This window comes from Sphingobium lignivorans, from assembly GCF_014203955.1.
Taxonomy (GTDB): Bacteria; Pseudomonadota; Alphaproteobacteria; order Sphingomonadales; family Sphingomonadaceae; genus Sphingobium; species Sphingobium lignivorans.
Genome location: NZ_JACHKA010000001.1, coordinates 1 through 19,792, shown reverse-complemented (window position 1 = coordinate 19,792; position 19,792 = coordinate 1). Strand labels below are relative to the sequence as shown.

Sequence of the window (19,792 nt, the reverse complement as noted above, 5' to 3'; positions counted from 1 at the left end):
CCGTTCCGTCCCGCTGTTTCGATGAGGCATCTGCCGTTCAACCTGGCCCGTCATAATCGACCGTCACATCCTGTTTCGTCCCGGCGAGGCGCACCACCCGGCCCTGGCAAAGGACAGGGATGGCGGTGAGGCGCATCCAGCGAACATCGCCATTCGGGCGGCGGATGCGGCAATCGGCCGTGAAGCCCCGCTGATGGTCAATCGCATGACGCCGCAGCCCTTCCATCGCGCGGCGCGAGTCGGGCAGATACAGCGAGACCGCGAGCGGCCGGGGGATGATCTCGTCCCGAGGCAGACCGAAGAGATCGTGAACGGCGGGCGACCAGCACAGACTGTCGTCGCTCAGCCGGCAACTCCACAGGCCCACGGTTTCCTCCCGCTGCCGGTGCCGCCCGGACCGAACCGGCGCGCCCAGAGCGCAGGGCGGCAGGCGACGCGGTGCCTCGAAGAGAGGCCAGCTATGCGTGAGCGGATGGGGCGGAGAACTGACTGCGGTCATTCGATGCTGGCCTAGGGCTAATCGACGTTCAGCGCGGGCGGGCTGCAAATGGCGCTTTCCCGGGCTTGCGGTGCTCACGTACCTGAGTACGCCGCGCGCCGGGTCCCGGAAAACCAGCATTTTCGTCACGCCATCATCTGAAGGTCGATCAGCCCTAGCCTATTGATCAGCAGCTTAACAAGCGGTTAGGGCTCGTTGCCTGATAGGGCGCCCGCCCGACCCCCGAGTCTCGACAAGAAACCGCGTCGAATGGCCCTTTTTCGGGGACCGAATTGAAGACAGGATAGCTGCGATGTCCACTCATGAAGACCGGTTGAAAGCCCTGCGGGATCAGCTCGCGCGACAGTCGCTCGATGGCTTCGTCGTGCCGCTCACGGACGAGTATCTCTCGGAATATGTCGGCGCCTATGCGCAGCGACTGGCCTGGCTGACCGGCTTCCTGGGTTCCGCGGGCAGCGCCGTCGTGCTGCCCGAGGATGCCGCCATCTTCGTCGATGGCCGTTATACGCTGCAAGTGCGCGACCAGGTCGATGGACGGCAATGGCAATATCAGAGCGTGCCGCAGACCAGCATCGCCGCCTGGCTTTCCGAACATGCGCCGGCTGGCGCACGCATCGGTTATGATCCCTGGCTCCATACGCGCCGCTGGGTGCAGGACGCCGGGAAGGCGCTGGCGAAGAGGGGCGCCACGCTGGTGCCGGTCTCCGCCAACCCCGTGGACGCTGTCTGGGATGACCAGCCGGAGCCGAGCAAGGCGCGCCTGATCGCGCAGGCAGATGCCTATACCGGCAAGAGCAGCGCCGCGAAGCGTGCCGAGATGATCGACTGGATGAAGGACGAGGATGTCGACGCGACGGTGCTCACCGCGCTCGATTCCATTGCATGGACCTTCAATATCCGTGGCACCGATGTCGCGCGGACACCGGTCGCGCTCGCTTATGCCCTGGTGCATGCGGACGGACGGGCAGAACTGTTCGTGGCGCCGGAGAAGATCGATGCCGATGTGCAGGCGCATCTCGGCAACGCGGTCACGCTGCGCGACAGGAGCGAATTCACGCAGGCGCTGATGGCCCTGGGCGGCAGGACCGTCGCGGTGGACCCCGACCGGGCCGTGGCCGCCATCTTCGAAACGCTGGACAAGGCGGGTGCCAGCGTCCGTGCCGTGCGGGACCCCTCGATCCTGCCGAAAGCGATCAAGAACGAGGTCGAGATCGCCGGGCAGAAGAAAGCGCAGGCGCTGGACGGCGCGGCGATGGCGAAGTTCCTGCACTGGCTCTCGATCGAGGGGCCGACCGGGCGGCAGACGGAGATCAGCGCGTCCGACCAGCTCCAGCGCTATCGCGAGGAGATGGGCGCGGTCGACCTCAGCTTCGACACCATCTCGGGCTCCGGCCCCAATGGCGCGATCGTCCATTACAAGGCCAGCGAGGCGACCAATCGTCCGGTCGAACCGGGCACGCTCTTTCTCGTCGATTCCGGCGGCCAGTATCGCGAAGGCACGACGGACATCACCCGCACCATGGCCATCGGCACGCCCACCGAGGAGATGCGGCACAACTTCACGCTGGTGCTCAAGGGGCACATCGCGCTGGCGAGCGTCAAGTTCCCGGCTGGCACGCGCGGCAACCAGCTCGACGTGCTGGCCCGCCAGTTCCTGTGGGCGGAAGGGCTCGATTATGCGCACGGCACCGGCCATGGCGTGGGCAGCTTCCTTTCAGTCCACGAAGGCCCCCAGCGCATCGGCACGTTCGGCGCAGGCACCGACGAGCCGATCCTTCCCGGCATGATCTTCTCCAACGAGCCCGGCTATTATGTCACCGGCGCCTACGGCATCCGCATCGAGAATCTCGTGCTGGTGGTGGATGCGGACATCCCCGGCGCGGAAAAGCCCTTCTACGGCTTTGAAACGCTGAGCCACACGCCGATCGACCGCAGCCTCATCGTCACCGAGATGCTGACACCCGCGGAACGGCAATGGGTCGACGATTATCACGCCCGCACGCTCGCGATCATCGGTCCGCAGCTCGAAGGAGAGGCGAAGGCCTGGCTGGAAAGGGCGTGCGCGCCGCTGTGATCGGTCGCCGGGAATGCCCGGCCGCGCAAAAACCCGCGAGAGACCGTCAGGCGGATGGCGGCCGGGGGGCCATCATCCGGTCCAGCCAGACGAGCAGGAGGCCGGCCAGCAGATAGGCGACCGCGATGACGAGCGCGTTCACGATGACATGCGGCCAGCCGAGACTGGTCACGTCGATGAACGGATAGGCATAGCGACCATCGCTTGTCGCCCGGACGAGCGCATAAGGAAAATAAGCCAGAGGGATGATCATCCAGACCAGCGGATGCATCCGGTTGAGCTCTCCCTTGGGCGCAAAGGCCAGCCAGTAAGCCGCGACAAGCAGCGGCATCACATAATGCAGGAGCGCATTCGCCAACTGCCCCGCACCGACCAGATGCTCCGTGCGGCGCAGCATCAGGGTGTAGACGACGCCGATCAGGCCAGTGATCAGCGTGATGCCGCCAAGCGCGCCGGGCCGCGCCGCGCTGGCGCCCAGCAGCGCTACGGCCAGGAAGAGCAGAGCCGCGATGCTGTTTCCGATGATCGTGAAGAAGCCCGCCATGGTCCACAAAGCCGCCTGCGGCGACCCCGTCTTCGCGAGCGAGACGGTGAACTGTATCCACAGGCCGGACAGGGCGACGAGTGCCACCAGCATTGCAGCCAGCCGCGCTGTTGCAGGCCATCTCATCATGGCTGTTCCCTCTCCCTGCCCCATAACCATTTTGTCGATCTGCCGTAGCCGGCCTATCGCTGGCAAGCCGCACAATAGAAGGTCGACCGGCCGGAATCGAGTCGTCGTCTCACGATGCCGCCACAGACGCAGGCAAGGCCCTCTCGCCCGTAGACGCGCCAGTCCTTAGCGAAATAGCCCAGCTCGCCATCCGGTCGCGCATAATCGCGCAGGGTGGAGCCGCCGGCGGCGATGGCTGCCTGGAGCACGTCGCGAATGGCGTCGACCAATCGTGCCAGCCGCGCCTTGCCGATGCGCCCGGCCGCCCGGGTCGGCGCGATGCCCGCCATGTTGAGCGCCTCGCACACATAGATGTTGCCGAGTCCCGCAACGATCCGCTGATCGAGCAGCATCGCCTTGATCGGCGCGGCGCGGCCCATCAAGGCCGCCGCCAGATAATCGGCGTCGAAGGCCTCGCCGAGGGGTTCCGGCCCGAGCGCGACGAAGGCCGGGAAGGTTGCCAGGGCCGAGCGCTCCGTGAGCTGGACGAAGCCGAACCGGCGCGGATCGTGCAGGGCCAGCCGGTGCCGGGCGGTCCCGAGGAGGAGATGATCATGCTTGCCGATCTCCGGCGGATCGATCCGCCAGCGGCCGGACATGCCGAGGTGAAAGATCATCGTGTCACCCCGATCGGTGTCGATCAGCCCATATTTAGCGCGGCGGCCGAGCGCGGTCACCCGGGCGCCGGTGAGCCGCTGGCGCAGGTCCTCCGGGAAGGGAAACCGCATGTCCGCCCGGCGCGTTTCGACCTCGATGAGTTCCGCGTCCTGGAGCACGGCCCGCAGGCCGGCAACCGTTGTCTCGACTTCAGGCAGTTCGGGCATGAGCGCTTCCTTACGCGCCGGAGCCGGGCAGCGCCAGCGACAGTCACGCAGCCATGCAGTGGCCTTTTGTGTATGTCTGTCGGCCGCGAAGCTTTAGGAACAGTCCATGAGCACGGCTTTCAGAATGACGTTCGTTGCGCAGCCCGAAGACATCGATGTGATGGGGCACGTCAACAATGCCGTCTGGGTCCGGTGGATGGAGATCGTCGCGACGCACCACTGGGAAGCCCTCGCCCCGATGGACGTGCAGCAGCGCGTCGCCTGGGTCGTGACCCGGCACGAGATCGATTATCGCGGCAATGTGCGGCAGGGCGAAACGGTCGAAGCCGTCACGCAAATCGACGGCCCGCCCCGCGGCGCGCGTTTTGACCGGGTGACGGAGTTCTTCGGCACGGACGGGAAGCTTCGCGTGACGGCCCGCACGACCTGGGCGATGATCGATCTGGCGTCCGGCCGGCTGATGCGCGTGCCGGCCGATCTCGCCGAGATCTTCCTGGCCTGACTCTTTGCTGCCCGATCAGCCCGGGGACTGCGTCGGCGCCGGTGTGGCGGAAGGCGCGGGCGTCTGGGCCGGCGGTTGCGAGGTCGGCGCGACCATGGGTGCAGCGCGTGGCTCGAGAATGGCAGCGGCCTCGATCACATCGAGGGCGCGATGCGCCTCATTGTAGCGGCGCGCCTGTTCCAGCCATCGCGCCATTTCCGGCTGAGGGGGCAGCGCCTCGATTTCCATGATCGCGGCTTCCATCTGACCGGATTCGACATTGAGGCGGGCCCTCTCGATCCGCTGACGGGGCTGCGGGGACGGGTCTTCCGCATGACGGATGACGGCGAGCCCGCGGAGCTCACGCATCGTGACCGCCCACCAGCTCTCGCCGGGACTGCCGCGTTCGACAGCGCCCCCGATCGCCTCGAGGCCGGCCCGCAATGCCGGCAGCGTGACCGGCTCCTCGGCGGCATTGACGATCGTCGCCACAGCTCGGGGCTGGGCATCCCCGAAGAGCAGCCGCAACTGGCCCTCCACATAGCCCAAAGGCTTGCCCGCATCGAGCGCGCGTCGGGCCGCAAAGGCGACCATCATTGCTTCGGCCCGATTTGCATAACCGGAGGCAGCCTGAGCCGCGATCGTGATTCGTGCCAGCCGCTGCTCCAGATCCAGGACGCGCGCGCTTTGCTGATCCGCCGTGAGCACTTCGCGCGGGGACCGGATGGCGCGCATGGCGGCCGTGATGTCGATCGCCGGGTCGCTGGGTGCAACGCCGGTCTGCGCGGCGCCCGGCGCGGCAGCAGCGGGCGGTCCGCTCGCCTCGTCACCGAAGCCGAGACCGCCACCCCAATGCACCATCACCCAGGCCATGGCCGCCAGTCCGCCGACGAACGCCAGCAGCGTCAGCGCGATGACCAGCCGGGTCCGGCCAGGTTTCGGCGGCTCTGCGCTCGGGATGTTGTCGCTGCCGTCCGGTGGATTGCTTGCCATGCGTCCTGCCAGATCGCTCAAGAAGCGCCCATACATAGCGAGGTTGCGAGGCGCAGCAAGGCCGTATCGTCCGGAGCCGGGCTGACATGGACCCGTCGCCAGCCCGCCCCGCTGTCCTTCGCCGCCGCCTCGCTGATGGCGAGCAGAAGATGGTTGCGACAGGACGGCGGCATCAGGGCATTGAGCCGCCGCCCCGCGCGCGGCGAATGCACAGCCATCACGCTGGGCGGCAGCGTCGCGAGCAGCTTCGCGAAGGGGCGCATGTCGCGCGCCTCGCTGCAATAGACGACATGGCGAACGACATCGATGCCCATGGCATCGAACGGCCGGACATGCTCCCCGCACAGATGCAGAACCCGGCCATGCCCCGCCTCCCGGATGAGAGGGATTGTCGAGGCGGCATCGCCCTGGCCGGTGATGACGATCTGCCCGCCCGCATCCCGCACGGCCTGCGCGCTTGCGTCACCGACGGTGAAGACGGGCAGGTGCGGGAACTGGCGCAGCACGGCGTCCCCGTGACGCGCGCCATTGATGCTCGTGACCAGCAGCGCATCGAAAGGCCCGTCCGGCAACGCGGTGGCGGGCGTGGGCACAATCTCGAACAGAGGGATCTGTATGACGTCCATGCCAAGCGCCCGCGCGCGTTCGGCCGAGGCATCGTTGCCCGGCTGCGGGCGCAACAGCACGAGCGGGCGCTTCATGGATGGAAGAGCGCCCGCAGCGCGGGGCTGGCTTCGTCGAGCAGTTCTTTGCCCAGCGCCATGGCACCGGCTTCCGGAGCGTCGGGCGGCAGCATTGCCTCGCGGCTCACCTGTTCGGATCCATCCTCGCTCAGGATCTGCGCACGCAGGCGGATCCCTCCGCCCTCGAGTTGCGCGAGTGCCGCGATGGGGCTGTGGCAGCTTCCGCCGAGCGCCAGCAGCAGCGCCCGCTCGGCACGCACGCAGGCCTCGGTGGCCGCATCGCCGATCGCCTGAAGGAGGGCGCGGGCCACGGCATCGTCCGCGCGGCATTCAATGCCGACCGCGCCTTGCGCCACAGCCGGCAGGAGCGTTTCCGGCGGAATCGTCGTGCCCACGTCGCCAAGGCCGAGCCGGTCCAGCCCCGCCGCGGCAAGCAGCGTGGCATCGATGTCGCCACTGTCCACCCGGGCAAGGCGCGTCGCCACATTGCCGCGCAGCAGGCTCGTGCGGAGATCCGGCCGCAGCGCCTTCATCTGCGCCGCCCGGCGTGGCGAGCTCGTGCCGATCACCGCGCCCTCAGGAATCGCCGCGATGGACGAGGCGCCGATGAGGCGATCCTGCGTGGCTGCCCGCGGCAGCATGGCGGCGATGGCAATGGTCTCCGGCCGGATCGTCTCCACATCCTTCATCGAGTGCACGGCGCAATCGATCTCGCCTGCCAGCAAGGCGCGATCGAGCTCCTTCGTCCACAGCGCCTTGCCGCCAAGCTCGGCGAGCGGCCTGTCCTGAATGCGGTCGCCGCTGGTGGAGACAGGCACGATGCGGATCGCCTCGCGCGGCCAGCCATGCGCGGCGATCAGGGCCGCGATGGTCAGCTCCGCCTGGGCGAGCGCAAGGGGCGAGCCGCGCGTGCCAAGGCGGAAGGGCCGGTCGGGATCGGGGAAGAGGCTGGTCATAGCTGCGACCCTCTAGGGCTAATCGCCATTCAGCGCTAGCGGCCTGCAAATGGCGCTTTCCCGGGCTTCCGGTGCTCACGTACCTGAAGTACGCTGCGCGCCGGGTCCCGAAAAACCACCATTTTCGCTACACCATCATCTGAACGTCGATCAGCCCTAGACCATTCGCCGGAACGGGGGGAACCGCTTTTCGATGCCGTGCGTGATGGCCCCGCCGTCCGCCCGATGGACATGCGCGCACCCAGCACCCATGTTGGTTCCGGGACACGCAACCGTTCAATTCAGACCGTGTGGGTTGCTCTCGCCGTTCGGGGCTCTACAGGAAAATACATGCCCATCATCCTTGGCCTGGAATCGAGCTGCGACGAGACGGCGGCGGCGCTGGTGGCCGACGACAGGACGATCATCGCCCACCGCCTTGCGGGGCAGGAAGCCGCGCACCGTCCTTATGGCGGCGTGGTGCCGGAAATCGCGGCGCGCGCGCATGTCGAGGCACTGATCCCGCTTGTCGAGGCGGCGCTGGCTGATGCCAGGATGAGCCTCGCCGATGTCGACGCCATCGCGGCCACGGCCGGACCCGGCCTCATCGGCGGCGTCATGGTGGGGCTGGTGACCGGAAAGGCGCTTGCCCACGCCGCCGGCAAGCCCCTGATCGCGGTCAATCATCTGGAAGGCCATGCTCTTTCCCCCCGCCTTGCCGACCCCGCCTTGCGCTTTCCCTATCTCCTCCTTCTCGTTTCGGGTGGGCATTGCCAGCTTCTCGAAGTGCGCGGCGCGGGCGATTATCGCCGGCGCGCGACGACCATCGACGATGCCGCGGGAGAAGCTTTCGACAAGACCGCCAAGCTGCTCGGGCTCGGCATGCCGGGGGGGCCGAAAGTGGAAGCGCTCGCTGCGGAGGGCGATGCCGCGGCCGTCCCGCTCCCGCGCCCGCTGGTGGGCACGGCCGAGCCGCATTTCTCCTTCGCCGGGCTCAAGAGCGCCGTGATGCGCGCAGTGCAGAGCGGGCAATGGCGCGATGCGGACATTGCCGCGAGTTTCCAGAAGGCTGTCGTCGACTGCCTCGTGGACCGGACCCGGCGCGCGCTGGCCGTCGCGGATGCGCCCACCGCGCTGGTCGTGGCCGGCGGCGTGGCGGCGAACCGGGCCGTGCGCAGCGGCCTGGAGCAGCTGGCGCAAGCCCATGGCCTGCCCTTCGTGGCGCCGCCCCTCTGGCTCTGTACCGACAATGCCGCGATGATCGCATGGGCGGGCGCCGAACGGTTCGCCCAGGGTGCGAACGATCCGTTGTCTTTCCCCGCCCGCCCCCGCTGGCCGCTGGATCCGGCGGCGGAAGCCGTGCGCGGGGCCGGAGTGAAAGCATGAGCATGGAAGCACCCATCGGGGTGATCGGCGGCGGGGCCTGGGGCACGGCGCTCGCGCAGGTGCTGGCGGCGGGCGGCCGTCCGGTCACGCTCTGGGCACGCAACCGCTCGGTCGTGGAGTCGATCAACGCGTTGCATGAAAATCCGGTCTATCTGCCGGGCCGTCCCCTGTCGGCGCTCGTCCGGGCGACGGACGATCCTGCCGCGCTGCACGGTGCGGCGGCGCTGCTGGTGGTGACGCCCGCCCAGCATATGCGCATGATCCTCTCCGGCTTCGCACCGCAGGGGCAGCCGCTCCTCCTGTGCGCCAAGGGTATCGAGGCGCATTCGCGCAAGTTCATGCACGAGGTCGCGCGCGAGGCCATGCCCGGCTCCCCCGTAGCCGTGCTGTCCGGCCCGACCTTCGCGCATGAGGTTGCGGCGGGCCTGCCGACGGCCGTCACGCTCGCCGCGGAAGACGAAGCGCTGGCCCGGACGCTGGCGGAGTGGATCGCCCAGCCGGCGTTCCGCCCCTATGTGACGGACGATGTAGCGGGGGCCGAGATCGGCGGCGCGGTCAAGAATGTGCTCGCCATCGCCTGTGGCGTGGTGGAGGGAGCGGCGCTCGGACAGAATGCCCGCGCCGCGCTGATTGCCCGTGGTTTTGCGGAAATGACGCGCTTCGGGCTCGCCTGTGGCGCGCGACTGGAGACGCTTGCGGGGCTTTCCGGCCTGGGCGATCTCGTGCTCACCTGCTCCTCGACGAGCTCGCGGAACTATACGCTCGGCAAGGAACTGGGCGAGGGACGCAAGGCCAGTGACCTGCTGGTGGATCGTCGCACGGTGGCAGAAGGGGCGTTCACGGCACCCGTGCTGCTCGAGGCCGCCCGGCTTCGCGGCATCGACATGCCAATCACGGCAGCGGTTTGCGCCCTGATCGCCGGCACGCTCGACGTGGACGATGCCATCCGCACGCTTCTCTCCCGTCCCCTGCGCGCCGAATAAGGGGGGCGGAGACTTTGCGTCAGCGTCCAGTTCCCCCTATGAAGGCCATGCGCGCGTCTGCGGATGGCGCCGGGGAGCGCCCTTCATGAGCCAGAAGGCGGGGGATCCGGTCGAACGGACCGAGGGGGACGACATCGCAGCGCTCGCCAAGGGCGGGCGGGCCAATGTGTTCGGCTTCGTGCTGCGCCTCGCGGCGCGCGTGCCGTTCCTGTTCATTGCCGGCCGGCTCTACGGCGCCTCCGTGCTGGGCCGCTTCGCTTATGCCGTGCTCGTCATCGAGTTCGCCGCGCAGCTTGCGACCTTTGGCCTCAAGCGCGGGCTTGCCGAGCAACTGGCGAAGGATGCGCGGCCCCAGTCGCATGTGGTCGCGGACGCGCTCCTGCTGTGCTTCATCGGCAGCTGCGCGACGGCGGGGCTGCTCCTGATCTTTCCGGAAGCGATGTTCCCCAACAGCGGCCTGAACGGGCTGGACCGGCTGCTGCCGCTCATCGTGATCGCCATCGCGATGACCGACATCGCGCTGGCGGGCTGCGCCTATCAGTTCAACATCGCGGCATCCGTCCGGGCCCGGTCCATCGTGGAGCCCTGGACGATCAGCATCGCGGCGCTGGGCTTCTATTTCTACTCGGCCCGGGACGGACTGATCCTTGCCTATGTCCTCGCGATGCTCGCGGCCTTCGCGACATCGCTCTGGCCACTGCTGCGCCATTATGGTCTGCCGCGCGAGTGGCGGCCGCACCCGGGACGGCTCTGGCATATCGCGATCCGCAACCTGCCGCTGGCCGCGGCCGATGCCATAGAATGGGGGAGCCGCAGGCTCGATCTGGCGATTCTCGGCCTTTTCGCGACGCCCTATGTCGTGGGCATCTATTATGTGGCGCAGCAGGTCGCGTCGCTGCCGCAGAAGCTCAAGACGAGCTTCGAGCCGATTCTGGGCCCGGTGATCACGCGCAACATCCGGCTCGGTAATCATGCGGCGATTGCCCGGCAGGTCAGTCAGGTGGGATTCTGGATCGTCGCGGCGCAGCTGGGCGTGGCACTGGCCCTGGGCATTCCCGGCGAAGCAGTGATGGGGCTGGTGGGCCCGACTTTCGTGGGCGGCGCCATTGCGCTCGCCTGCCTGCTGGCGGCCGAGGTGCTGGCCGCACCCGCAGTCGTGAGCGAAGCGGCGCTGGTCTATCTCGCCCGCATGCGCAACCTCACCATCTCGGTGCTCGCCATCGCCTTGCAGGCCGGACTGACCGTCCTCCTGATCCTGGCCGCAAGACGCCTTGCCCTGCCGGACCTCTACATCGCCGCGATGCCGGCGCTGGCGCTGGCCCTGGCGCTGGCCTGCGGCGCGCTTGCCAAATCCTGGCTGCTGGGGCGCCTGCTGCATGAGCGGGTCCGCATCTGGCGCGCCAGTCTCGTGATCTGCGGGCTCGTCGTCGCCATTGCCGGCATGAGCCTCACTTTGCTGCCCGCGCGCTTCGAGTGGGTCGAACTGGTGATCGGTATTCCGGCAATGCTGGGCGTCTACAGCCTGCTGGTCTGGCGGCTCGCCTTCAAGGATCCTGATCGCACCTTGTTCCGCAAGAAGGGATTGCAGGGACCGGCGAACGCCTGACCGGCGCATTCCCCCGGCGCCGGATCGTCCGGCGCGGACAGCGTTGCCGCATCGTCGGACTGGCGAAGTGGACGGCCGGGCGAGCCCGCGCCGTCCTTATTTGCGGGGTTCGGGAGCCACGGTTACCTTGATTTCCTCGCCGTTCCGGCCGGGGAAGCCGGTGAACAGCGCGTCGATCAGATTGGGCACGAGATAAGTGAGCTTGTTGCTCACCGATTGCGCGCGCGCCGTGCCTTCGAAAAGCGGCTCGCCATCGGCCGCGCGGTTGATCCGCATGTTGAGCCGGCTCTGGTAGACAAGATAGCTCTCGATGTCGTTGTAGCCGGGGCCCCAGAGGAAGGGATCATTCCAGCCCATCATGTAGCGCCCGCGCCAGCCGCGATAATAGCCCGGATAGAAGAACGGGTCATAGAAGAAGGGATCGCGCCCGAAGCCGGTCGAACGGATGCGCTGGGTGCCCCGGTCGACATCATAATCGAGCTGGACCACGAGCTGCGCCGCGGCGGGATCCGTGGCGCGCGTATAGCCCTGGTCGGTCAGTCTCTGCGCGACGAGATCGGCATAATGCTGGAACTCCAGGCTGCCGGCGAGCCGCTGGTCGGCCGGCTGGACAGTGAAGCTCTGGCCCTGTGCAGGCGGAAGCTGCTGGAATCGCGCCACGTCTGCCTTGAAGGATGTCGAGCAGGCCGAAAGGCCGCCCAGCGCCAGCGCAGAGGCCGCGGCGATCAGGAGAGTGCGCTTGAAAGTCATGATCTTGTCCGTTTCTCGGGCGTCCGATGCCCTGTAGACGAAGTAGGGAGCAGATTGCCTTGGTGCAAATGAACTCCACTTGAATGCGCGAATGATTTTCCGGTTGCAGCGGAGGGCCGTTGGAAACGCCGCCCCCGATACCCGCAGGCCCCGGCGCGCGATCAGGCGGACAATCCGGCCGGCGTTCCGGCCCGGGCCCGAAAATACTTTCGATCGGATGGTCAGCGCATCAGGCCCATGGCTTCATAAGCGCCGCGCAGCGTGGGCTCCGCCGCGGCCGATGCCTTCTCCGCACCGCTGGCCAGAATGGCGTCGAGCGCGTCATGATCCGCCCTGAGCGCGGTATAACGCTGCCGGATCGGCGCCAGCTTCTCGATCAGCAGGTCCGCCAGCGCAGGCTTGAACGCGCCGAAGCCCTGCCCGGCAAACTGCGCGCAGACCGCGTCGGGCGTCGCGCCGATCATGGTGGCGTAGATTCCCACGAGATTGAGCGCTTCCGGCCGGCCGGCCAGCCCGGCGACTTCCGAGGGGAGCGGCTCCGGATCGGTCTTCGCCTTGCGCACTTTCTGGGCGATCATGTCATTGTCGTCGGTGAGATTGATCCGGCTCATGTCGCTGGGATCGGACTTGGACATCTTCGCCGAGCCGTCCCGCAAGCTCATGATGCGCGCAGTTTCCTTCGGGATGATCGGATCGGGCAGCGTGAACAGCTCCACGCCGAAATCGGTATTGAACTTGGTCGCCACGTCGCGGGTCAGCTCGAGATGCTGCTTCTGGTCCTCCCCGACAGGCACATGCGTCGCCTGGTAGAGCAGCACGTCGGCCGCCTGCAGCACCGGATAGACATACAGGCCCACGCTCGCGCCTTCGCGGTTCTTGCCTGCCTTGTCCTTGAACTGGGTCATGCGGTTGAGCCAGCCGATCCGCGCCGTGCCGCACAGCAGCCAGCACAGCTCGGCATGGGCCGGCACGCGGGCCTGATTGAACAGCACGGAGCGATCGGGATCGATGCCGCAAGCCACCAGCGCGGCCGTCATGTCCCGCACATTGGCGAGGCGCTGCTCGCGCGTCTCGTGCACGGTGATGGAGTGCATGTCCGCGAGGAAGAAAAAGCAGCGCGAATCACCGCTCATGCTGTCCTGCATGGCGACCCAGTTGCGGATCGCGCCGAGATAATTGCCGAGGTGGAGATTGCCGGTCGGCTGGATGCCGGAGAGCACGCGCATGGATCGATCCGCTTTCTGCTATTGGTCTCAAAGTCTCGGTGAGCGGCGCAACTGCGCCTTGAGTTCGGCAATGCGATAGGCGCCAAGGCCGATGGACGCCAGCCCGTAGACGATCGCCCCCCCGCCGCAGAGCAGCGCCAGCGCCGCGATCCGCTCCCAGAAGGGGCCGGCCATGGACGCATCGAGTACGCGATTGCCGGCCAGCAAGGCACCGCCCATCAGCAGGCCTGCGGCGAGAATGCGCAGGGCCTTGGCCCGGAAACGCGCGTCGAGAGTCAGATGGTCCTCGCGCCGCAGCGCTGCGTAGAGCAGGGCAACGTTCACCCAGGCGGAGACCGCCGTCGACAGCGCGATGCCGGTGGCGCCCAGCGGCCAGATAAGCGCAAGATTGCCGACGAGATTCACGAGCATGGCCATGAAGGCGATGCGCACCGGCGTGCGGGTGTTGCCCCGCGCATAGAAACCCGGGGTAAGCACCTTGATGAGCACATAGGCCGGCACACCGGGGGCGAAGGCGGCGAGCACCGCAGCGCAACCCAGCGTATCCTCCGCCGTGAACGCGCCATGCTGGAACACGCCGCGAATGAGCGGCACGGCAGAGACGAGCAAAGCGACGGCAGCGGGCAGCGCCAGGAACAGGGCCAGCTCCAGCGCGCGGTTCTGCGTGTCGTTCGCGGCCTTGCCGTCGCCCGAGCCGATCTGGCGCGAGAGCATCGGAAGAATGGCCGTGCCGACGCCGATGCCGATAAGGCCCAGTGGAAGCTGGTTCAGCCGGTCCGCATAATAGATCCAGCTCACCGAGCCCTGCGGCAGGAAACGCGCGGCAAGCGACGTGGACACGAGCAGATTGAACTGGATGGCGCCCTGGCCGATGGCGGCGGGGCCGATGATGGCGAGCAGCGCCTTCACCCGTGGCGACAGGCGCGGCAAAGTGAGCCGCAGCACGACGCCGATCCTGCGGCACGACCAGATCAGCCAGAGCAGTTGCAGTGCTCCGGAGACGGTGACCGCAATGGCCTGGGTCATGGCCGTCTCGACTTCCGTATCGCCACGAAAGAACAGGATCGCCACGATCATGCAGATGTTGAGCAGCGCGGGGGCGGCCGCGTTCACCCAGAAGCGATCAAAGCTGTTGAGGATCCCGCCGAGCAGCGAGGCGAGCGACACGAGGCCCAGATAGGGGAATGTGATGATGGTGAGATGCCGGGCCAGCGCGAACTTCTCCGGCCCGCCGTCCGGAAATCCACCGGTCATCGCCCATACAACCGGGCCGGCCGCCAGCATCATGATGATGGTGAGCACGACCAGCATGGGAAACAGGACGGAAAGCACTTGCCCCGCAAAGGCGATCGCGGCCCGGCGCCCGGCCTCGCTCTCTTCCCCGCCTTCCTGCGCGATGATGCGATTGAACATCGGCACGAAGGCGGCGGAAAAGGCGCCCTCGGCAAACAGGGCGCGGAACAGGTTGGGCAGGCGCCAGGCGATCAGAAAGGCGTCGGACGCGAAGCCCGCGCCGACATAGCGCGCCATCAGCATGTCGCGCACCATGCCGAGCACGCGGCTGACGAGCGTCAGGGCGCCGATGGTTCCCGTCGCGCGGAGCAGGCTCATCGGGTCATGGCGCCCGTTGCTTCAGCAGCAGGTGGTCAGGCGTTGCCGATCGGCATGCCTTCGCCGCCGGCAGCCATCTGCGCCTGCTGCTGCATGTAAAGCGCCCCGAAATCGATGGGATCGAGCAGCAGCGGCGGGAAGCCGCCATCCTGCACGGCATCGGCGAGGATGCGGCGCGCGAAGGGGAACAGCAGGCGCGGCGCCTCGGCATAGAGGAAGGGGCGCATCTGCTCGTCCGGCACGTTGCGCATGCCGAACAGGCCGGCGAAGACCAGCTCAACGGCAAAGGCCGTGCCGGCTTCGCCCGCGGCGGTGGCCGACACCTTGAGCGCGACCTCGAACACGTCATCGGCAACCTTGTTGTTGCTGATGTTGAAATTCACGTCGATCTGCGGCTGCTCCTGCCACTGATAAACCGCCGGCGAATTCGGATTCTCGAAGGAAAGATCCTTCACATATTGTGCGATGAGGCCGATCTGCGGCTGATTGTCCGCGCCGTTTGCAGTGGTTTCGTCGGTCATGTCGTTCCTGTCCTTCAGGCTGTTGCCGGGCCACCGGCCACCATGCCGCTACCCATAGCTGAAAAGTCGCGGGGGTGGCGTTCCGGCTTTGTCCTCGCCCGGCCGTCCCAGTCGGCGGGCCGCTTAGCAGGCGGGCCGGGGCAGGGCAATCTCCCGCACGCGCCGGCCACGTCCCCGCATGACACTGCGGCCCGGCCCGCCGGGCGCGGAGCCCAGTCCAGATTGTTGATGCTTTTTTTGCCGCCTCTGGGTAACCTGAACGCTACCCGGGACGTTGCAGGTTTGAATTTGCCGCAAAGACGCCTATGTCTGGTGGGTTCCGGATTGTTTGGAAGGGTTTCGTTCTCGTGACCGTCATTGTCGTCCTGGCCATGATCTTTGCGCTGCTGGCCTTGCGGCTGTTTTCCGTGCTTGGGCGGCGGACAGGCCATGAACAGCAACAGATCCCCGCGCCTGCGGATGATCGGCCGGCAGGCGCCCGCATGCCCGCCGGTGAGCAGCAGGACGGGCGCACGCCCGCCCAGCGCGCTGCCGAAAGCGCCGTCGCCGTGCCGGCGCAGGCGGGACTGCGCGCCCTGATCGCCGCCGATCGCAGCTTCGATGTCGCGCAGTTCCTCTCCGGCGCGCGCGCGGCCTATGGCATGATCCTCGAGGCATTCTGGAAAGGCGATCGCGAGACGCTCAAGAGCTTGTGCGATGCCGACGTCTATGCCGCCTTCGATGCCGCGATCACCGAGCGCGAATCGGCCGGCCTGACGCTGGACAACAAGCTGGTGCGCATCGATACGGCCAATATCGTCGACGCGCGCGTGGACGATGGCGTCGCCCATGTTGCGGTTCATTTCGAGGCTGACCTGTCTGCCGTGACGCGCGACAGCAGCGGCGCCGTCGTCGCCGGCTCGCTGGACGACGCCGTTTCCACGATCGAGACCTGGACCTTCAGCCGCGATCTGCGCAGCCGCGACCCCAACTGGCAATTGACGGAGACGGACGAAGGTTGACGGCCAGGGATGCGGCGCTGCCTCATGCCTGCTTCCGTTCAATCCCGCCCGGCCCGGCCTGGCCGGTGGCTCGCGCTGCTGGCCGCCTGCCTTGCGCTCGCCGCCTGCGGGCGGATGATCCCGCCCGGGACGCCGGGGGCTACGCCTGAACCGGGCGTCCGGCCCCAGCCTGCCCAGCCACGCCCCACGCTCCCTCCCGCGCCGACGCCTTTGCCGACCCCGGGCGAGACCGCGATCGGCCCGGCGGTCGCTGCCGGGATGACCCTGGCGCCGGACATCGAGACGCTGCTGCCGCCCGATACGGAGCGCCTGCGCCTCGCCTTCCGCGCCTTTCGCATTTCCTGCCCCTCGCTCACCAGACGGCGGGACCAGAGCGGCCTGACATCCGCCTCCGACTGGCAGCAGGCCTGCGCGGCAGTCGCCAGCTTCAGCGAGGCCAATGCGCGCGAATTCTTCCGCCGCTATTTCGAAGCCGTGCAGATCGGCGACGGCAAGGCCTTCGCCACCGGCTATTACGAGCCCGAGATCACCGGCTGCCGCCAGCGGATGGCGGGCTGCGACACGCCGCTCTACCGGCGGCCCCAGGACCTCATCGATGTGGATCTGGGCCTGTTCAGCGACACTCTGAAAGGCCGGCGCATCCGGGGCAAGGTCGATGGCACCAACTTCGTCCCCTATGACGACCGGGCAGCGATCACCGGCGGCGCACTGGCGGGACGCGGCCTCGAAATCGCCTATGCCAATGATCCGATCGAGCTGTTCTTTCTGGAGATCCAGGGCAGCGGCCGCCTGCGCCTGCCCGACGGCGGCGTGATGCGGGTCGGCTATGACGGGCAGAATGGCCGCGACTATACCGGCATCGGCAAGCTGATGAAGGATCGCGGGCTAATCCAGGCCGGCTCGATGCAGGACATCATGGCCTGGCTGCGCGCCAACCCCGTCGAGGGGCGCGCGATCATGAACGAGAACAAGAGCTATATCTTCTTCCGCGAGCTGACCGGGCCGGGGCCGCTCGGCGCGCTCGGCCTGCCGGTGACGCCGGGAGCGAGCGTCGCGGCTGACCCGACCTTCGTGCCGCTCGGGGCGCCGGTGCTGCTCTCGCTGGACCGTGCGGAAGCCAGCGGCCTGTGGATCGCTCAGGATACCGGCGGCGCGATCAAGGGCGCCAATCGCTTCGACACCTTCTGGGGCGCGGGCGAGCGGGCGCGCGCCGTCGCGGGCGGCATGTCGGCACGGGGCAGCGCGCTGCTGCTGTTGCCCGTCGGCACTTACCAGCGCCTGCGCAGCCGACAAGATGTCACGCCGCCGCCTATCCCCTGAGGAACGAGCGCTCTGGCAGAAGCTCGCCCGCACGGTGACACCGCTGCGCCGGAGCCCGGCCCGGGCGCATGATGCCGCAGCCATGTCGCCCGTTCCCGCCGAAGGCCCCGCTGCCAAGGCCAGCGTCGTGCCGCCGGCGACACCAGCAAAGCCGCCCAAGGCGCCGCCGCGCCCCGCGCCGGTGCCCGTGCTCGACACGAGCTGGGAGCGGCGCATCCGATCGGGAAGGCTCGTGCCTGATCACAGCATCGATCTGCACGGGCACAATCTGGCGGCGGCCCATGTCCGCCTCGACCGGGCATTGGGCGATGCGGTGAGCCAGGGCTGGCGCGTCCTGCTGGTGGTGACGGGCAAGCCGCGCCCGGCACCGGAACCGGGCGAGACGCGGCGCCGGGGCGCCATCCGGGCGGAAATCGGGGACTGGCTGGCGCGCAGTCCCCATGCGCACCGCATCGCCAGCGTCCGCGCGGCTCATCCCCGCCATGGCGGAGATGGCGCGCTTTACGTCATCCTGCGGCGGCCGGGCTGAGCGCGGCAGCGAGCACGCGCATGTAGATGCGGGTGAGGCCTTCAAGGTCCGGCAGGGCCACCGCTTCGTCCAGCTTGTGCATCGTCGCGTTGAGGAGGCCGAACTCGACGACCGGGCACAGTGCAGAGAGAAAGCGGGCGTCGGACGTGCCGCCACTGGTGGACAGCTCCGGGACAAGGCCGGTTTCGGCCGTGATGGCGTCGCTCACCAGCGTGGAGAGCGCGCCGGGCGGGGTCAGGAATGCCTCGCCGCTGATCTTCGCCTGCAATGTGCCGCCCTCTGCCTCGACCAGCGCCGCGATCCGCGACACCAGTGCCTCGCCGCGATGCAGATCATTGAAGCGGATGGAGAGGCGCGCAGCCGCCCGGGCGGGGATGACATTCGTGGCGGGATTGCCGACATGCAGATCGGTAATCTCGATGTTGCTGGGCTGGAACCAGTCCGTGCCCCCGTCCAGCTCGATCGCCTCGATCGCCGACAGGACGCGGATCAGGCGCGGGATCGGATTGTCGGCCAGATGCGGATAAGCGACATGGCCCTGCACGCCGGGCACGGTGATCCACATGTTGACCGATCCGCGCCGTCCGATCTTGATCGTATCGCCCAGCCGCTGGACGCTGGTCGGCTCCCCGACGAGACAAAGTTCCGGCACCACGGCCCGCGCGGCCATGTGGCGCATGAGTGCGCGGGTGCCATGGACGGCGTCGCCTTCCTCGTCGCCGGTGATGAGCAGGCTGATCGTGCCGCCAGCGTCCGGCGTGCGCGCCACGGCGGCGACGAAAGCGGCGATGGCGCCTTTCATGTCCACCGCGCCGCGCCCGTAGAGCAGCTCGCCACGCCGCTCGGGCAGGAAGGCGTCGCTTGTCCAGCCCTCGCCGGGCGGCACCACGTCGAGATGACCGGCGAAGGCGAAATGCGGCCCGTCACCGGATCGGCGCAGGGCCAGCAGATTCTCGACCGGCCCGCCTTCCGCCTCGTCGCCATCGACGAAGCGCTCGACCGTGAAGCCCAGCGGCCGCAGCATTGCCTCGAGGCAGTCGAACACCGCGCCAGTCGCGGGTGTGACGGACGGACAGGCGATCAGCTTTTCGGCCAGCGCGGCGGGATCGGTGAGAGCGGGTGTCATTGCCCCCGCGTTAGCCAAAGCCGGTTCGCATGGGAAGAGAGGGCCGGGAGAAGAGGGGAGTGGGGAATCGTGGTCGCTTGTCCGGCGTCCCCGGCGCTGGCAGGATGCGCAAAACGCTTGAAGGACGCACCATGCCCCGCATCGACATCGACACCGTGCCGCAGGCCAACAGCACCGGCTATCCCGCGCCGTTCGACGCGGCCGTGCAGGGCCGCTGGCACAGGCGGCTCGGCCGCCATGCCGGCCTCACCGCGCTGGGCGTCAGCCATGTGGTCCTGGAACCCGGTGCATGGTCCTCGCAGCGGCACTGGCACGAAGGGGAAGACGAGTTTCTCGTGATGCTCGATGGCGAAGCCGTGCTGATCGAGGACGAGGGCGAGACGGTGCTGCGGCCCGGCGATTGCGTGGCCTGGGCAGCGGGTGTCGCCAATGGCCATCATCTCGTCAATCGCAGCACGGAACGCTGCACGTTCCTGTGCTTCAGCGCCGGCGATCGCGATACGGGCGGCGGCTATTCGGACATCGACATGAT

At 67.9% G+C, this 19,792-nt stretch carries 20 protein-coding genes; 9 read left to right on the top strand and 11 right to left on the bottom strand.

Translation table 11 applies throughout. From position 1 onward, the window contains the following. Nucleotides 1-37: 37 nt before the first annotated feature. Nucleotides 38-499: a PAS domain-containing protein gene (locus tag HNP60_RS00100; RefSeq protein ID WP_184148692.1), complete on the bottom strand. Its 462-nt coding sequence runs from the start codon at nt 497-499 to the stop codon at nt 38-40. 292 nt (nt 500-791) lie between these two features. Here HNP60_RS00100 and HNP60_RS00095 point away from each other — a divergent pair, with 292 nt between their 5' ends. Beyond that, nucleotides 792-2,573: an aminopeptidase P family protein gene (locus HNP60_RS00095; RefSeq protein ID WP_184148678.1), complete on the top strand. Its 1,782-nt coding sequence runs from the start codon at nt 792-794 to the stop codon at nt 2,571-2,573. 46 nt (nt 2,574-2,619) lie between these two features. Here the strand turns inward: HNP60_RS00095 and HNP60_RS00090 are convergent, their stop codons facing one another. Next, the gene (locus tag HNP60_RS00090; RefSeq protein ID WP_184051848.1) at nt 2,620-3,246 is read right to left on the bottom strand and encodes a Pr6Pr family membrane protein; all 627 of its coding nucleotides are present in this window, start codon (nt 3,244-3,246) and stop codon (nt 2,620-2,622) included. A gap of 53 nt (nt 3,247-3,299) precedes the next feature. Continuing rightward, entirely contained in the window at nt 3,300-4,109 is an 810-nt protein-coding gene (gene mutM, locus HNP60_RS00085; protein ID WP_184051850.1) for a bifunctional DNA-formamidopyrimidine glycosylase/DNA-(apurinic or apyrimidinic site) lyase, read from the bottom strand. Nucleotides 4,110-4,215: 106 nt separating this feature from the next. On the opposite strand from mutM, the gene HNP60_RS00080 reads away from it, so the two are divergent. Further along, nucleotides 4,216-4,611 carry an acyl-CoA thioesterase gene (locus HNP60_RS00080; protein WP_184148675.1) on the top strand — a complete coding sequence of 132 codons (396 nt, stop codon included), beginning with the start codon at nt 4,216-4,218 and terminating at the stop codon, nt 4,609-4,611. A 15-nt stretch (nt 4,612-4,626) separates the two neighbouring features. Here HNP60_RS00080 and HNP60_RS00075 read toward each other — a convergent pair whose 3' ends face one another. From HNP60_RS00075 to hemC, 3 genes are read right to left on the bottom strand one after another with little or no spacing between them, the layout of a single operon-like run. Then, nucleotides 4,627-5,583 carry a hypothetical protein gene (locus HNP60_RS00075; protein ID WP_184148672.1) on the bottom strand — a complete coding sequence of 319 codons (957 nt, stop codon included), beginning with the start codon at nt 5,581-5,583 and terminating at the stop codon, nt 4,627-4,629. Nucleotides 5,584-5,600: 17 nt separating this feature from the next. Then, nucleotides 5,601-6,284, bottom strand: coding sequence for a uroporphyrinogen-III synthase (locus HNP60_RS00070; protein WP_184148669.1), 684 nt, complete (start codon nt 6,282-6,284; stop codon nt 5,601-5,603). Beyond that, nucleotides 6,281-7,222, bottom strand: coding sequence for a hydroxymethylbilane synthase (hemC, locus tag HNP60_RS00065; protein ID WP_184148666.1), 942 nt, complete (start codon nt 7,220-7,222; stop codon nt 6,281-6,283). The genes HNP60_RS00070 and hemC overlap by 4 nt, the downstream gene beginning before the upstream one ends. Before the next feature lie 330 nt (nt 7,223-7,552). On the opposite strand from hemC, the gene tsaD reads away from it, so the two are divergent. The 3 genes from tsaD (at nt 7,553) to HNP60_RS00050 (ending at nt 11,176) form a co-directional block, all read left to right on the top strand. After that, nucleotides 7,553-8,587 (top strand): tRNA (adenosine(37)-N6)-threonylcarbamoyltransferase complex transferase subunit TsaD, encoded by a 1,035-nt coding sequence (gene tsaD, locus HNP60_RS00060; RefSeq protein WP_184148663.1) that lies wholly within the window; start codon nt 7,553-7,555, stop codon nt 8,585-8,587. Continuing rightward, nucleotides 8,584-9,570 carry an NAD(P)H-dependent glycerol-3-phosphate dehydrogenase gene (locus HNP60_RS00055; RefSeq protein ID WP_184148660.1) on the top strand — a complete coding sequence of 329 codons (987 nt, stop codon included), beginning with the start codon at nt 8,584-8,586 and terminating at the stop codon, nt 9,568-9,570. Before tsaD ends, HNP60_RS00055 begins: the two co-directional genes overlap by 4 nt. An 85-nt stretch (nt 9,571-9,655) precedes the next feature. Beyond that, entirely contained in the window at nt 9,656-11,176 is a 1,521-nt protein-coding gene (locus HNP60_RS00050; RefSeq protein ID WP_184148657.1) for a lipopolysaccharide biosynthesis protein, read from the top strand. A gap of 96 nt (nt 11,177-11,272) precedes the next feature. Here the strand turns inward: HNP60_RS00050 and HNP60_RS00045 are convergent, their stop codons facing one another. From HNP60_RS00045 to secB, 4 genes are all read right to left on the bottom strand, one after another. Continuing rightward, complete coding sequence (locus HNP60_RS00045; protein WP_184051866.1) at nt 11,273-11,926, bottom strand: DUF4136 domain-containing protein; 654 nt, start codon at nt 11,924-11,926, stop codon at nt 11,273-11,275. Between the two features lie 221 nt (nt 11,927-12,147). Further along, nucleotides 12,148-13,152 carry a tryptophan--tRNA ligase gene (gene trpS / locus HNP60_RS00040; protein ID WP_184148654.1) on the bottom strand — a complete coding sequence of 335 codons (1,005 nt, stop codon included), beginning with the start codon at nt 13,150-13,152 and terminating at the stop codon, nt 12,148-12,150. Nucleotides 13,153-13,179: 27 nt separating this feature from the next. After that, a complete protein-coding gene (gene murJ, locus HNP60_RS00035) occupies nt 13,180-14,763 on the bottom strand; it encodes a murein biosynthesis integral membrane protein MurJ (protein ID WP_184148651.1) in 1,584 nt (527 codons plus the stop codon). Between the two features lie 35 nt (nt 14,764-14,798). Then, nucleotides 14,799-15,284, bottom strand: coding sequence for a protein-export chaperone SecB (gene secB, locus HNP60_RS00030; protein ID WP_184148648.1), 486 nt, complete (start codon nt 15,282-15,284; stop codon nt 14,799-14,801). Nucleotides 15,285-15,631: 347 nt separating this feature from the next. Here secB and HNP60_RS00025 point away from each other — a divergent pair, with 347 nt between their 5' ends. The 3 genes from HNP60_RS00025 to HNP60_RS00015 are packed head-to-tail and all read left to right on the top strand — an operon-like array spanning nt 15,632 to nt 18,134. Beyond that, nucleotides 15,632-16,285: a Tim44/TimA family putative adaptor protein gene (locus HNP60_RS00025; protein WP_338056675.1), complete on the top strand. Its 654-nt coding sequence runs from the start codon at nt 15,632-15,634 to the stop codon at nt 16,283-16,285. Nucleotides 16,286-16,309: 24 nt separating this feature from the next. Continuing rightward, on the top strand, nt 16,310-17,605 hold the full coding sequence (mltA, locus tag HNP60_RS00020) for a murein transglycosylase A (protein WP_184148642.1): 1,296 nt from the start codon (nt 16,310-16,312) through the stop codon (nt 17,603-17,605). Next, nucleotides 17,580-18,134 (top strand): Smr/MutS family protein, encoded by a 555-nt coding sequence (locus HNP60_RS00015; protein WP_184148639.1) that lies wholly within the window; start codon nt 17,580-17,582, stop codon nt 18,132-18,134. Before mltA ends, HNP60_RS00015 begins: the two co-directional genes overlap by 26 nt. Here the strand turns inward: HNP60_RS00015 and dapE are convergent. After that, the gene (dapE, locus tag HNP60_RS00010; protein WP_184148636.1) at nt 18,112-19,260 is read right to left on the bottom strand and encodes a succinyl-diaminopimelate desuccinylase; all 1,149 of its coding nucleotides are present in this window, start codon (nt 19,258-19,260) and stop codon (nt 18,112-18,114) included. The two genes, HNP60_RS00015 and dapE, sit on opposite strands and share 23 nt — an antisense overlap. A 131-nt stretch (nt 19,261-19,391) precedes the next feature. Here dapE and HNP60_RS00005 point away from each other — a divergent pair. Continuing rightward, nucleotides 19,392-19,792 (top strand): cupin domain-containing protein (locus HNP60_RS00005; RefSeq protein WP_184156769.1); only part of this gene is annotated, 401 nt, incomplete at its 3' end.

Excerpts from the sequence above, each read along its gene's own strand:
- HNP60_RS00100 (WP_184148692.1), bottom strand. The coding sequence starts at position 499 with ATGACCGCAGTCAGTTCTCCGCCCCATCCGCTCACGCATAGCTGGCCT.
- HNP60_RS00095 (WP_184148678.1), top strand. The coding sequence starts at position 792 with ATGTCCACTCATGAAGACCGGTTGAAAGCCCTGCGGGATCAGCTCGCG.
- HNP60_RS00090 (WP_184051848.1), bottom strand. The coding sequence starts at position 3,246 with ATGATGAGATGGCCTGCAACAGCGCGGCTGGCTGCAATGCTGGTGGCA.
- mutM (WP_184051850.1), bottom strand. The coding sequence starts at position 4,109 with ATGCCCGAACTGCCTGAAGTCGAGACAACGGTTGCCGGCCTGCGGGCC.
- HNP60_RS00080 (WP_184148675.1), top strand. The coding sequence starts at position 4,216 with ATGAGCACGGCTTTCAGAATGACGTTCGTTGCGCAGCCCGAAGACATC.
- HNP60_RS00075 (WP_184148672.1), bottom strand. The coding sequence starts at position 5,583 with ATGGCAAGCAATCCACCGGACGGCAGCGACAACATCCCGAGCGCAGAG.
- HNP60_RS00070 (WP_184148669.1), bottom strand. The coding sequence starts at position 6,284 with ATGAAGCGCCCGCTCGTGCTGTTGCGCCCGCAGCCGGGCAACGATGCC.
- hemC (WP_184148666.1), bottom strand. The coding sequence starts at position 7,222 with ATGACCAGCCTCTTCCCCGATCCCGACCGGCCCTTCCGCCTTGGCACG.
- tsaD (WP_184148663.1), top strand. The coding sequence starts at position 7,553 with ATGCCCATCATCCTTGGCCTGGAATCGAGCTGCGACGAGACGGCGGCG.
- HNP60_RS00055 (WP_184148660.1), top strand. The coding sequence starts at position 8,584 with ATGAGCATGGAAGCACCCATCGGGGTGATCGGCGGCGGGGCCTGGGGC.
- HNP60_RS00050 (WP_184148657.1), top strand. The coding sequence starts at position 9,656 with ATGAGCCAGAAGGCGGGGGATCCGGTCGAACGGACCGAGGGGGACGAC.
- HNP60_RS00045 (WP_184051866.1), bottom strand. The coding sequence starts at position 11,926 with ATGACTTTCAAGCGCACTCTCCTGATCGCCGCGGCCTCTGCGCTGGCG.
- trpS (WP_184148654.1), bottom strand. The coding sequence starts at position 13,152 with ATGCGCGTGCTCTCCGGCATCCAGCCGACCGGCAATCTCCACCTCGGC.
- murJ (WP_184148651.1), bottom strand. The coding sequence starts at position 14,763 with ATGAGCCTGCTCCGCGCGACGGGAACCATCGGCGCCCTGACGCTCGTC.
- secB (WP_184148648.1), bottom strand. The coding sequence starts at position 15,284 with ATGACCGACGAAACCACTGCAAACGGCGCGGACAATCAGCCGCAGATC.
- mltA (WP_184148642.1), top strand. The coding sequence starts at position 16,310 with ATGCCTGCTTCCGTTCAATCCCGCCCGGCCCGGCCTGGCCGGTGGCTC.
- HNP60_RS00015 (WP_184148639.1), top strand. The coding sequence starts at position 17,580 with ATGTCACGCCGCCGCCTATCCCCTGAGGAACGAGCGCTCTGGCAGAAG.
- dapE (WP_184148636.1), bottom strand. The coding sequence starts at position 19,260 with ATGACACCCGCTCTCACCGATCCCGCCGCGCTGGCCGAAAAGCTGATC.